We start from the raw sequence: 12,641 nt of genomic DNA, 5'->3' as shown, positions 1-12,641 counted from the left end.
CGTCGCGGTCGGCATCGCCTTGATGCTGTTCGGAACCGGGCTTGCCTTCTATCTCGGCAAGCCGCTGATCGAGCCCACCGCACCGCGACTACCCGCAATCGATTTCGGCTGGTGGAGCGACATCCCGCAGGTCCGCGCGGCGCTACGCGTCAACGTCCTGTTCCTGATCGGCGTCGCGCTTGCCCCGATCCTCTATTGGGCCTTCCGCACCACACGCTGGGGCCTTCTCATTCGCACAGCCGGCGAAAGCTCTGACGCCGCACGCGCCATGGGCCACTCGGTGCTGCTGATCCGCCTGCGTGCCACCATGGTCGGCGGCTTTCTCGCCGGCATCGGCGGCTCGTTCCTGTCGCTGTTCTATCCCGGCAGCTGGAACGAGGGCCTGTCCTCCGGACAGGGCATCACGGCCGTCGCGCTCGTCATCTTCGCGCGCTGGGATCCCTTGCTGTGCCTGTGGGCCTCGCTCGCCTTCGGCGGCGCCGCCGCGCTGGGACCGGCGCTGCAATCGGTTGGCGTCACCTCCGGCTATCACCTCTTCAACGCCGCGCCCTACATCCTGACGCTGGCGATCATGATCATCACCTGCTCGCCGAAACGCACACTGACCGGAGCCCCGGCCGAATTGTCGATCACCCGCTAGAGAGCGAAGTCATGCCCGAGCGCTACATCAAGTCCGAGCCCTACGCCTGGCCCTATAACGGTGACCTCCGCCCCGAGAACACGGCGCTGATCATCATCGACATGCAGACCGATTTCTGCGGCGTCGGCGGCTACGTCGACAAGATGGGCTATGACCTCTCGCTGACGCGGGCACCGATCGAGCCCATCAAGAAGCTGCTCAGCGTCATGCGCGCTCAGGGCTTTCACATCATCCATACCCGCGAGGGCCATCGTCCCGATCTCTCCGACCTTCCCGCCAACAAGCGCTGGCGCTCGCGCCAGATCGGCGCCGGCATCGGCGATCCCGGCCCCTGCGGCCGCATCCTCGTGCGCGGCGAGCCCGGCTGGGACATCATCGAGGAGCTTAGCCCCCTGCCGGGCGAGCCTGTTATCGACAAACCCGGCAAGGGCTCGTTCTGCGCCACCGACCTGGAGCTGATCCTGCGCGTGCGCGGGATCGAGAACATCGTTCTGACGGGCATCACCACCGACGTCTGCGTCCACACCACCATGCGCGAGGCCAACGACCGCGGCTTCGAATGCGTGCTGCTGCACGATTGCTGCGGCGCCACCGACAAGAGCAATCACGATCATGCGCTCAAGATGATCAAGATGCAGGGCGGCGTGTTCGGTGCGGTCTCCACCTCCGACGCCTTCGTCGGAGCGATTTCGTGATCATCGGCGAAACGCCTCCGCCCTCAGGTGCGTTCGGCGTCGACGCCATCGCCATGACCATGCGCTTCGGCGATTTCCTGGCGCTCGACAATGTCGAGCTGAAGGTGCGGCCGGGGTCATTCCATGCGCTGCTCGGCGAGAACGGCGCCGGCAAGTCGACGCTCGTCAAATGCATCATGGGCTATTACCACGCAACCGAGGGCGACATCATCGTCGGCGGCCGCGAGCAGGCGATCGCCAACCCGAAGGACGCTCACGCCCTCGGCCTCGGCATGGTCTACCAGCACTTCACGCTGGTGCCGGCCATGACGGTCGCCGAAAACCTCGTGCTGGCCCGCGACAATGTGCCAGCCGTGGTGGACTGGTCGAAGGAGATGAAGGAGCTCGAGGCCTTCCTCGCGCGGATGCCCTTCAAGGTCCCGCTCTCCGCAAAGGTCTCCGACATCTCGGCCGGCGAACGGCAGAAATGCGAGATCCTGAAACAGCTCTATCTGAAGCGCCGCTTCCTGATCCTGGACGAGCCCACCTCGGTGCTGACGCCGGCGGAGGCCGACGAGGTGCTCGGCATGCTCCGCGACATGGTCGTCAGGGGCGAGCTGACGATCCTGATGATCACGCACAAATTCCGCGAGGTCATGGCCTTCGCCGACGAGGTCACGATCCTGCGCCGCGGCAAGCTTGCGGGAGCCGGCAAGGTCGCTGAGCTCACGCCAGACGCGATGGCCCGCACCATGATCGGTGCCGAGGAGCTGACCGTGCAGCCGCCACGCACCGGCGAAGCCGGCCAGGCGCGGCTGGAACTGGAAAAAATTCGCGCGCTCGACGACGCCGGCGCCATTGCCGTCCACGACGTTTCCCTGACCGTGCGCGCCGGCGAGATCGTCGGCATCGCCGGCGTCTCCGGCAACGGCCAGCGCCAGCTCGTCGAGGTGCTGGCCGGCCAGCGCGAGGCCGAGAGCGGCGAGATCCGTGTCGCCGGCGATCCCTATCACGCCAGCCGCGAGGAGATGCGGCGCCACAAGATGTCGCTGCTGCCCGAAGAGCCGCTGAAGAACGCCTGTGTCGGCGGCATGAGCGTCGCCGACAACATCGCCTTCCGCGAGTTCGACCGTGCGCCGTTCGCCAGCGGCGGCTGGTGGCTCAATCGCAGCGCCTTCCGCAACGACGCCAGGAAGAAGATCGGGCAGTACAAGATCAAGACCCGCACGCCCGATACGCCGATCTCGGCGCTGTCGGGCGGCAACGTCCAGCGCGCCGTGCTCGCCCGCGAGCTCGGCGGCGACGTCGAGGTGCTGATTGCCGCCAATCCCTGCTTCGGTCTCGACTTCGCGGCGGTGGCGCAGATCCACGCGGAGATCATGGCGGCGCGCAACCGCGGCGCGGCGGTGCTGCTGGTCAGCGAAGACCTCGATGAACTGCTCGAATTGTCCGATCGCCTCGTGGTAATGTTCCACGGCGCGTTCGTGTATGAAGCACGGACCAGCGAGGCCGATCTCACCGTGGTCGGCCGGCACATGGCGGGACACTGACCAATCGTTTGAGCATGATCTTTTCGGAAAACCGCTGCACACTTTTCCGGATCATGCTTTGGGAGGACCGATGGACGGCGCAGACGAACGCGACGAGCACTTTCTGCGCCTGTCCTYTGCGGTCGCCCGCCGTTCCCTCACCCATGGCAACCATCCCTTCGGCTGCATCGTCGTCGATGCGGACGGCAAGGTGCTGATCGAAACCGAGAACGGCTACATGCCGGATAGCGACGGCACTGCGCATGCCGAGCGCCTTGCGGCCACGCAGGCCTGCCGCTCGCTCGGCCGGGACGTGCTGGCAAAGGCCACGCTCTACTCCTCGGCAGAACCGTGCGCGATGTGCGCCGGGGCGATCTACTGGGCCGGCATCGGCCGCGTCGTCTACGGCCTCAGCGAGCACCGCCTGCGCGGCGTTACCGGCAACCATCCGGAGAACCCGACCCTCGACCTGCCCTGCCGCGCGGTCTTTGCCAGCGGCCAGCGACCGACGGAGGTCGTCGGGCCGCTGCTGGAGGCCGAGGCCGAGGCGCTGCACGACGGCGTGTGGACGAAGTAGCTCGATTTCGTAGGGTGGGTTAGCCGAAGGCGTAACCCACCTCTTCTGTTTCCGCAGACAAGAACCGTGGTGGATTACGCCTTCGGCTAATCCACCCTACATCACAGCACTCCAAAAACGACTGGCGCCGCGCGGGTCATGCGCGGCGCCATCGTTCTAGCTTGGAGACTTCAGTCGATCAGAACTTCACCGTGATGCCACCGTAGACCGTGGACTCGGTGCAGCTCTTTGTGCTCTGGCCAGTCGGCGCGATCGTGCAGACACCAGCCATGGCGTTGTGGTCGAGGCCGAACTTGTTCTGCCAGTAGCGGTAGGCAACCCACAGGTCGACGAAGTGCGAGTACTTGTCGCCCCAGACCGCCTTCGAAGCATCGAAGGTCAGGCGGATCGGTTCGCTGTTCAGCTCGGTCTTGGACTTGGTGCTGAAGATGCCTGTGCCCGACAGCGCGGGAAGGCCGTTCGAGTCACCCTTCGGTCCGTACCAGCCGGCGCGACCGCTGATCGACCAGAACTGCATGTTCGGCGGCAGGAAACCGAGGTCCATGTAGTAGTTGATTTCGACGGCCCAGGTCGGGTTGTAGCTGACATTGCCGTCGGAGTTACAGGTCACGCCGGGGACGCCGGCGCCGAACAGGCCGCACTGGGTGAAGGCGTTGTGGTTCGAGAACTCCCAGTACATCAACGGAGCGACGTTGATGTAGCCCTTGTAGGGAAGGTCGAAGGCGAACTGGAGACCGGCGACGACGTCGCGCTTGGCGGGCGCGAGGAAGTTGTTCTCGGTGTTGGCATCCATGCCGACTTCGAACGAAATGTTGTGCAGCGGCCCCATGGTGAAGGCCTTGGTGTTGAAGATCTCGTTCCAGCCGAAGGTCGAACGGAACAGGCCGTAGATTTCGGTGGCGCCCGCGCAATCGCTGGCGGTGCCGGCGATGTTCACGCCCGGCGCAACGCAAGGCGAGGCAGGGTCGTTATGACCCGACTTGAACATCGAGATGGTGAAGAAGTTGGTGCCGTAGGCCCAGAGGTCGAAGTGGGTGAAGGAGTAGACCTGCTTCGCGGTGGTGCCGTTGATGCTGCCGTCCGGACGGACGCTCCACATGCCGGGGTCGGTACCCTTGGGCATCCAGGAGAAGGACACGCGGTTGTCGATCACCAGGAAGAACGGGAGGTCGGCCGCCTTCTTGGCAGCCTTGACCGGCAGATCCGCCGCCTGGGCCAGGCCAGAGGTAGCGAGCGTAGCAAGTGACAGCGCGGCGGCTGCAATTGCCTTGAAGCGAAACGACATCCTGAATACCCCCAAGTTTGGACACGTAAAAATGAACGTCCCTTGGGTGCGACACTTGCGCCGATCTCCCGGGGTGAGAAGCCTCAACTTCTTTCAAGGCATGCCGCTTGTTTCGGCACGCGGCGGCATTTCACTGCGGAATTCCAGGGATTCTCGCGCGCTCCCTTCCGCCGGCCTACGACAAGGCAAGGCGGGCTATTGCCGGACATTCCCGTTTGATTTTGTTCGGCTTTCATGTCGGAGCGAGCGTGCAAGGCACGATGGTCGGCGGCCATCGTCACATCGCTCCGCAAATGCATACGCGCGGTGGCGCGACTTTGCTCAACTTCAGGTCAAGCCTGCACAGCCGGTTCCGATTTGGTTTGAACCGTCACAAATTTGCAACAGACGTCACGTGCAAGCCGCGCCCGCAAGGACAGTCCCGAGGCGCTGGAGCACGATCCGCACCCGGCCGGAGCGGCGACTCGCCGATATCAACCGCCTGCCGAAGCGTTGAGCAAGGGATGACGCTTTTCACACCTTACGCGGCGGTTCAAACTAGCTCACTATCGAGACACTTCACCCCATGCAAGCGCATCAGCGAATGTTAGATCCGACGCCTAACGGCCTGCATTCCGGCGAGTCCCCGCTGCTTCAGACGCTCGGGCTCACCAAGCGCTATGGGGATTTTCTCGCCAATGATTCCATCGACATCGATATCTGGCCGAAGGAAATCCACGCGCTGCTGGGCGAGAACGGCGCCGGCAAGTCCACGCTGGTCAAGGCGATCTACGGGCTGATCCAGCCCAGCGCCGGCGAGATTCGCTGGCAGGGCCAGCCGATCGTACTGTCCGGTCCGTCGGAAGCTCGCAGCCGCGGCATCGGCATGGTGTTCCAGCATTTCTCGCTGTTCGACAACCTCACCGTCGCCGAGAACGTCGCGCTCGGCCTCGACGGCAAAGAGTCCTTCAAGGACATGTCGGCGCGGCTGGAGCAGGTGTCGAAGACCTATGGACTGCCGCTCGATCCCAAACGCGAGGTCTGGCAATTGTCGGTTGGCGAGCGCCAGCGTATCGAGATCGTTCGCGCGCTGATGCAGGATCCGAAATTCCTGATCCTGGACGAGCCTACCGCCGTGCTGACGCCGCAGGAAGCCGACCAGCTCTTCATAGTGCTGGAGCGGCTCAAGGCCGAAGGCCGTGCCATCCTCTACATCAGCCACAAGTTGGRGGAGGTGAAGCGGCTCTGCGACACCGCCACGATCCTGCGCGGCGGCAAGAAAGTGGATACCTGCAATCCCCGGCTCGAGACCGCCGCCTCGCTCGCGCGCATGATGGTCGGCGGCGAGATCAAGGAAGTCAAAGCGCCCGCCGGCCGCAAGACCACCGTGCCGCGGCTCGTCGTCAACGACCTCACGCTCGCACCGAGCGAAGCGCACGGCGTTCGGCTTGAGCACATCTCGTTCGAGCTGAAGGGCGGCGAGATTCTCGGCATCGCCGGCGTCGCCGGCAACGGCCAGGACGAGCTGTTCGCCGCGCTTTCCGGCGAGCGGCTGTCCAGGGACCCCGGCACGGTGGTGATCGAGGGCATCGCCGCCGGGCATCTGTCGATCACGCAGCGGCGCAAGCTGGGGGCCGCCTTCGTTCCCGAGGAACGGCTCGGTCACGGCACCGCGCCGCGCATGAAGCTGTCGGAGAACGCGCTGCTGACCGGGCACGCCGCCAGCGGCATGGTCCATCGCGGCTTCATCGACACCGCGGCCACGCTGAAGACCGTCGACCGCGCGACCGAAACGTTCGACGTGCGCAAGGCCAAGCGCGATCCGGAGGCTGCGAGCCTTTCCGGCGGCAATCTGCAAAAGTTCATCGTCGGCCGCGAGATCCTGCGCAATCCGGCGGTGCTGGTGGTGAGCCAGCCCACCTGGGGCGTCGATGCCGGCGCTGCCGCCGTCATCCGCCAGGCGCTGCTCGATCTCGCAACCGCCGGCGCTGCCGTGCTGGTGACAAGCCAGGATCTCGACGAGCTCGCAGAGATCGCCGACCGCATCGCCGTGATGTTCCACGGCCACCTGTCCGCGCCGCTTGCAACAAGCGAGGCGACCCGCGAAAAGCTCGGCCTTCTGATGGGCGGCAGCAGCCTGGAACCGAAGGAGGCCGCGCATGCAGTTGGTGCTTGAGAAGCGCGCCGAGCGCTCCAACACGATCGCGCTGGTCTCGCCGCTGATCGCGATCGGGCTGACGATTGTCACCATGACCATCCTGTTCGCGATCCTCGGCAAGAATCCGCTGCTCGCGCTGCATGCCTATTTCATCGCGCCACTCACTGACAGCTATTCGCTCCAGGAGATCGCGGTGAAGGCGACACCGCTGGTGATGATCGCGATCGGCCTTTCGCTCTGCTATCTCGCCAATGCCTGGAACATCGGCGCCGAAGGGCAATTCCTGATCGGCGCGGTCGCCGGAAGCTGGATTGCGGTGAAGACGCAAGGCACCGACGCCGGGGCCTGGGTGTTGYCGGCCATGCTCGTGCTCGCAGCCGCGGCAGGCGCGCTCTATGCGCTGATCCCGGCCATCTGCAAGGTGAAGTTCGGCGCCAGCGAGATCCTGACCAGCCTGATGCTGGTCTATGTCGCCGATCTCTTTCTCGACTACCTCGTGCGCGGCCCCTGGCGCGATCCGCACGGCTTCAATTTCCCGACCACCGCCGAATTCGATCCGGTGGCGACGGTGCCGCTGCTGATCGAAGGCGGCCGGCTCCATCTCGGGTCGATCATCGCCCTGCTCGTCGTTGCAGCGGCGGCGATCCTGCTCGGGCGAACCATCAAGGGATTCGAAATCCGGGTGGTTGGCGCGGCGCCGCGCGCGGCGCGATTCGGCGGCTTCAACGCCAACCAGCTGATCATCCTGACCTTCGCCGTGTCAGGCGCGCTGGCCGGCCTCGCCGGCATCATCGAGGTCGCAGGCCCGGTCGGACATCTCCAGCCCGGCATCTCGCCAGGCTACGGTTTTACCGCGATCATCGTCGCTTTCCTCGGCCGGCTGAATCCCCTTGGAATATTAATTGCAGGCCTTTTTCTCGCACTGACCTTTATCGGCGGCGAGCAGGCGCAGATCGCGATGAAGATCCCGTTGGACGTCACCAAGGTATTTCAGGGCATCCTGCTGTTCTACGTGCTCGCCTGCGACTCCCTCATTCTCTACCGCTTCAAGCTGGTCTTCCCGAACCGACAGGTGGCCCGTGGAACTGGTTGAAGCCATCATCCTTGCGGTGCTCGCCGCCTCGACGCCGCTTCTGATCGCGGCGACCGGCGAGCTCGTGACCGAGCGCTCCGGCGTGCTCAATCTCGGCGTCGAAGGCATGATGATCGTCGGCGCGGCCTGCGGCTTTGCCGGCGCCTGGCTGACCGGCTCGATCTTCGTCGGTGCGCTGTTCGGCATCGTCGCGGGCGCGCTGATGTCGCTGATCTTCGCCCTGATGGCGCTCGGCCTCGCGGTCAACCAGGTCGCAACGGGCCTGGCGCTGACCATCCTCGGCATCGGGCTCTCCGGCCTGATCGGCGCCGGGTTCGTCGGCGAGCGCATCACGCCGGCGGTGCATCTTGCCATTCCCGGCCTCACCGGCATCCCGCTGATCGGCCGCGTGCTGTTCGGCGAGGACGCCTTCGTTTACTTCTCCATCGCGCTCATCATCGGCGTCTGGTGGTTCCTGTACCGCACGCGGGCGGGCTTGATCCTGCGCGCCTGCGGCGACAATCACGTCTCCGCGCACGCGCTCGGCTATCCCGTGCTGCGCATCCGCACTTTCGCCGTGATGTTCGGCGGCGCCTGCGCCGGGCTTGCCGGCGCTTACCTGCCGCTCGCCTACACGCCGTTCTTCATTCCCGGTATGACCGCGGGCCGCGGCTGGATCGCGCTGGCGCTAGTGGTGTTCTCGTCCTGGCGGCCGGGCCGGCTCGTGGTCGGCGCTTATCTGTTCGGCGCGGTGACGATCCTGCAACTGCACGCGCAGGGCTGGGGCGTCGGCATTCCCTCGCAGTTCATGTCGGCGCTGCCTTACCTCGCAACCGTCATCGTCCTGGTCCTGTTGTCCCGGGCGCGCACCGGCGGCTCGACCGCACCCGCTGCGCTCGGCACCGTGTTCGTGCCTGACCGCTGAGTTTTCAATTCCGCGGCGGGCGCGATGGGGCGCGCACGCTGCGGATCGTGGCTTTCCCCGACTATCTGGAGATCGATGATGAGAAAATCACTTCTTGCACTGGCTGCCGGGCTTCTGCTTGCCGGAAGCGTCAGTGCCGCCTCCGCCGCCGACAAGCTGAAGGTCGGCTTCATCTACCTCGGCCCGGTGGGCGACCTCGGCTGGACCTACCAGCACGAACAGGGACGTCTGGCGCTGGTGAAGGAATTGGGCGACAAGATCGAGACCACCACGCTCGAGAACGTCCCTGAAGGTCCCGACGCCGAGCGCGCCATCGAGCAGCTCGTTCGCGCCGGCAACAAGCTGATCTTCACGACGTCGTTCGGATACATGGATCCGACGCTGAAGGTCGCCAAGAAATACCCGAACGTGCATTTCGAGCACGCCACCGGCTACAAGCGCGACAAGAACATGTCGACCTATTCGGCCAAATGGTATCAGGGCCGCTACATCCAGGGCCTGATCGCGGCCAAGATGTCGAAGTCCGGCGTGCTCGGCTATATCGGCTCGTTCCCGATCCCCGAGGTCGTCTCCGGCATCAACGCGACGATCGTCGCGGCGCAGACGATCAACCCGAACATCAAGGTCAAGATCATCTGGGCCAACACCTGGTTCGATCCGGGCAAGGAAGCCGACGCCGCCAAGGCGCTGATCGACCAGGGCGCCGACGTCATCATGCAGCACACGGACTCGCCGGCGGCGATGCAGATCGCCAGCGAACGCGGCAAGCTCGCCTTCGGCCAGGATTCCGAGATGATCAAGTTCGGGCCCAAGACCCAGCTGACCTCGATCCTCGACACCTGGGGCCCCTACTACATCGAGCGCGTCAAGGCCGAGCTCGCCGGCACCTGGAAGTCCGAGGACACCTGGGGCGGCCTCGACAGCCACATGTTCGCGATGGCGCCCTACACCAACATGCCCGACGACGTGAAGAAAATGGCCGAGGATGCCCAGGCCGCGATCACCGCCGGCAAGCTGCATCCGTTCAAATGCCCGATCGTTGGGCAGGACGGCAAGGAGGTCGAGTGCAAGGGCGGCGCCAATCTCGCTGACGGCCAGATCCTTGGCATGAATTTCTACGTCAAGGGCATCGACGACAAGCTGCCGGGCAAGTAGCACGCTTCTTGCATTGCCTGGATCACCTGCTCCTCCCGGAGGAGGTTCGGAGGGGGTAGCCACGAGCACCCGGCACTTGTGGTTGCCCCCTCTTTCTATTCCGCCCCTATCCGGCCTGCATCGCCCGCGCCGCGGAACCGTGGCGGCGGATGAGATCGGCGACATCCAGTCCCGGAATCGCGCCGTCGATGACGGCCCATTGTCCTGCCACCATGACCCGGTCGGCCCGATGCGCCCCGCACAGCACCAATGCGGCCAGGGGATCGCCATGGCCGGAGAAGCGCAGCTCGTCGAGCCTGAACAGCGCGAGATCGGCCGCCTTGCCGACGGCAATCTCACCGAGTTCCGGCCGGCCGACACAGGCCGCCGAGCCCTTGGTGGCCCAGCGCAGCGCATCCTTGTGGCTGACCTTCGTCACCCCGTAGCGCGCCCGTTGCAGCAGGAACGCGGCCCGCACCTCCTGCATCAGGTTCGACCCGTCGTTCGRAGCCGAGCCGTCCACGCCGATGCCGATCCCGACACCGGCCTCCTCCATCTCGCAGACCGGGCAGCAACCGGATGCCAGAAGCTGATTGCTGCAGGCGCAATGGCTGACGGTCGTCCCGGCCTTGCCGAGCCGCTTCATCTCGTCCGGATTGAAGAAGATTCCGTGGGCGAGCCAGGTCCGCGCATTGAGCCAGCCGCATTGCTCCAGATAGTCGAGCGGACGGCAGCCATACATCTGCTGGCAGAACTTGTTCTCGTCCTCGGTCTCGGCGAGATGGGTGTGCAGGCGCACGTCGAGCTTGTGGGCGAGATCGGCGGTCGCGCGCATCAGGGAGGTCGTGACCGAGAACGGCGAGCAAGGCGCGAGTGCGATCTGCACCATCGCATCCGCACCGCGCTGGTGATGCCTTGCGACCACGCGCGCGCTGTCGGCGAGAATCGTGTCCTCGTCCTGCACGACGCTGTCGGGCGGCAGACCACCGTCGCGCTGCGACAGGTTCATCGAGCCGCGCGTCAACAGCACGCGCATGCCGAGCCGTTTTGCGACACCGACCTCGATATCGACGGACTCCTCGAGCCCCGCCGGAAACACGTAGTGATGATCGGTCGTGGTGGTGCAGCCCGACAGCAGCAGTTCGGACATCGCCACGGTCACGCCGAGCTCCAGCGCATCAGGCGTCATCCTCGCCCACACCGGATAGAGCGCCTGGAGCCAGGGAAACAGCTCGCGGTCCATCGCCGCCGGCAGCGCCCGCGTCAGCGTCTGGTAGAAATGATGATGGGTGTTGATGAGGCCCGGCAGCACGACGTGTTCGCCCGCGTCGAACACCGCGACATCCGTGGTCGCAGGCACGCCGCCGGCCGGCACGAGCTCGACGATTCGGCCATCCTTCACCACGATCCCGCGCCCGGCGCCGTCGGCGAGGATGGCCAGCGGATCCCTGATCCAGATCGGCTTTGCGTCGCTCATGATCCTGCTTCTCCCCACATCCGCTGACGGCAGACCGGCAAGCCGGAGGCCAGCCCGATCGCGTTCCGGCTGCGACTTCTTGTTGCGACTTGGCTCTGGTCTTGCAAGACTTTCCCTCGGTACAAATCACTCGGTGCAAGCGCTGGCGCAGCCATGGACTTGAATACCATCACAGCCGTAGCCCATCCGCAAACGCGCGCGCAGCTGCCCGTTTGGACGCCAGGTGATGCTTGGCTCGCAGGCGGCACCTGGCTGTTCTCGGAGCCGCAAGCGCAGCTGACACGGCTGATCGATCTCACCGATCTGAAATGGCCGGCGCTGACGATCACCGAGAGCCATCTCGGCATAGCCGCAACTTGCACTGTCGCGCAGATCGATGGGCTCGCCTGTCCGCCCGACTGGCTCGCGGCGCCGCTGATCAACCAGTGCTGCCGCGCCTTCCTTGCTTCGTTCAAGATCTGGAAGACCGCAACCGTCGGCGGCAATCTCTGCATGTCGCTGCCGGCGGGTCCGATGATCTCGCTCACATCAGCGCTCGACGGCGTCTGCACGATCTGGAAGGCCGGCGGCGGCGAACAGAAGATTCCCGTCATCGACTTCGTCACCGGCAACCAGCGCAACCGCCTGACGCCGGGCGACCTGCTGCGGCAGATCGATATCCCGATTGCCGCGCTGAAGCGCCGCACGGCGTTTCGTCAGATCTCGCTCGCCCCGGTCGGCCGCTCGGCGGCGCTCCTGATCGGCAGCCTCGATCCCGATGGCACGCTGGCGCTGACCGTCACGGCATCGACGGTGCGGCCGATCCGGCTCGCCTTCCCCAAACCGCCGGACGCGAACGCGCTTCGCGACGCGATCGTGCAGCAGATCACGGATGATCTTTACCACACCGACATCCACGGCAAGCCGCTCTGGCGCAAGCACATGACGGTGCGGCTCGCCGAGGAGATTCGCGGCGAACTCCTGGGGGCAACGCCCTCATGAGCTTCGAGATCAACGGCAAGACGTTTCCGCAGGAGCCACGCGCCGGCCAGTGCCTGCGCACGTTCCTGCGCGAGCTCGGTCATTTCGGCGTCAAGAAGGGCTGCGATGCCGGCGATTGCGGCGCCTGCACCGTGTTGCTCGACGGCGAGCCGGTGCACAGCTGCCTGATCCCGGCGTTCCGCGCCGAGGGGCGCACTGTGACCACGATCG

General features: G+C 65.3%; 12 protein-coding genes. 10 read left to right on the top strand and 2 right to left on the bottom strand.

All coding sequences use genetic code 11. From position 1 onward, the window contains the following. From AC1D00_RS08290 to AC1D00_RS08275, 4 genes are all read left to right on the top strand, one after another. The coding region (locus AC1D00_RS08290; protein ID WP_477010314.1) for an ABC transporter permease at nucleotides 1–640 on the top strand (640 nt) is incomplete at its 5' end. Nucleotides 641–651: 11 nt separating this feature from the next. Beyond that, nucleotides 652–1,335: a biuret amidohydrolase gene (biuH, locus tag AC1D00_RS08285; RefSeq protein WP_477010313.1), complete on the top strand. Its 684-nt coding sequence runs from the start codon at nucleotides 652–654 to the stop codon at nucleotides 1,333–1,335. Next, nucleotides 1,332–2,864 carry an ABC transporter ATP-binding protein gene (locus AC1D00_RS08280; protein ID WP_135176643.1) on the top strand — a complete coding sequence of 511 codons (1,533 nt, stop codon included), beginning with the start codon at nucleotides 1,332–1,334 and terminating at the stop codon, nucleotides 2,862–2,864. The genes biuH and AC1D00_RS08280 overlap by 4 nt, the downstream gene beginning before the upstream one ends. A gap of 70 nt (nucleotides 2,865–2,934) precedes the next feature. Further along, a complete protein-coding gene (locus AC1D00_RS08275; protein ID WP_477010312.1) occupies nucleotides 2,935–3,420 on the top strand; it encodes a nucleoside deaminase in 486 nt (161 codons plus the stop codon). Nucleotides 3,421–3,598: 178 nt separating this feature from the next. Here the strand turns inward: AC1D00_RS08275 and AC1D00_RS08270 are convergent, their stop codons facing one another. Next, nucleotides 3,599–4,705 (bottom strand): hypothetical protein, encoded by a 1,107-nt coding sequence (locus AC1D00_RS08270; RefSeq protein ID WP_135176645.1) that lies wholly within the window; start codon nucleotides 4,703–4,705, stop codon nucleotides 3,599–3,601. A gap of 583 nt (nucleotides 4,706–5,288) precedes the next feature. Here AC1D00_RS08270 and AC1D00_RS08265 point away from each other — a divergent pair. From AC1D00_RS08265 to AC1D00_RS08250, 4 genes are all read left to right on the top strand, one after another. Beyond that, the gene (locus tag AC1D00_RS08265) at nucleotides 5,289–6,860 is read left to right on the top strand and encodes an ABC transporter ATP-binding protein (RefSeq protein ID WP_477010311.1); all 1,572 of its coding nucleotides are present in this window, start codon (nucleotides 5,289–5,291) and stop codon (nucleotides 6,858–6,860) included. Continuing rightward, complete coding sequence (locus AC1D00_RS08260; RefSeq protein ID WP_477010310.1) at nucleotides 6,844–7,935, top strand: ABC transporter permease; 1,092 nt, start codon at nucleotides 6,844–6,846, stop codon at nucleotides 7,933–7,935. The genes AC1D00_RS08265 and AC1D00_RS08260 overlap by 17 nt, the downstream gene beginning before the upstream one ends. Then, complete coding sequence (locus AC1D00_RS08255) at nucleotides 7,922–8,839, top strand: ABC transporter permease (protein WP_477010309.1); 918 nt, start codon at nucleotides 7,922–7,924, stop codon at nucleotides 8,837–8,839. Before AC1D00_RS08260 ends, AC1D00_RS08255 begins: the two co-directional genes overlap by 14 nt. Nucleotides 8,840–8,917: 78 nt before the next feature. Then, a complete protein-coding gene (locus AC1D00_RS08250) occupies nucleotides 8,918–9,994 on the top strand; it encodes a BMP family ABC transporter substrate-binding protein (RefSeq protein ID WP_027545861.1) in 1,077 nt (358 codons plus the stop codon). Nucleotides 9,995–10,100: 106 nt separating this feature from the next. Here the strand turns inward: AC1D00_RS08250 and AC1D00_RS08245 are convergent, their stop codons facing one another. Next, a complete protein-coding gene (locus tag AC1D00_RS08245) occupies nucleotides 10,101–11,450 on the bottom strand; it encodes an 8-oxoguanine deaminase (RefSeq protein WP_477010308.1) in 1,350 nt (449 codons plus the stop codon). Nucleotides 11,451–11,603: 153 nt separating this feature from the next. Here AC1D00_RS08245 and AC1D00_RS08240 point away from each other — a divergent pair, with 153 nt between their 5' ends. Both AC1D00_RS08240 and AC1D00_RS08235 read left to right on the top strand, forming a co-directional pair. After that, complete coding sequence (locus tag AC1D00_RS08240) at nucleotides 11,604–12,431, top strand: FAD binding domain-containing protein (RefSeq protein ID WP_477010307.1); 828 nt, start codon at nucleotides 11,604–11,606, stop codon at nucleotides 12,429–12,431. Beyond that, nucleotides 12,428–12,641: (2Fe-2S)-binding protein (locus AC1D00_RS08235; RefSeq protein ID WP_477010306.1), on the top strand; the 214-nt coding region annotated here is incomplete at its 3' end. The genes AC1D00_RS08240 and AC1D00_RS08235, both read left to right, overlap by 4 nt.

Source organism: Bradyrhizobium sp. P2_E8 (assembly GCF_056403875.1).
This window is presented reverse-complemented; position numbering and strand designations above follow the sequence as displayed.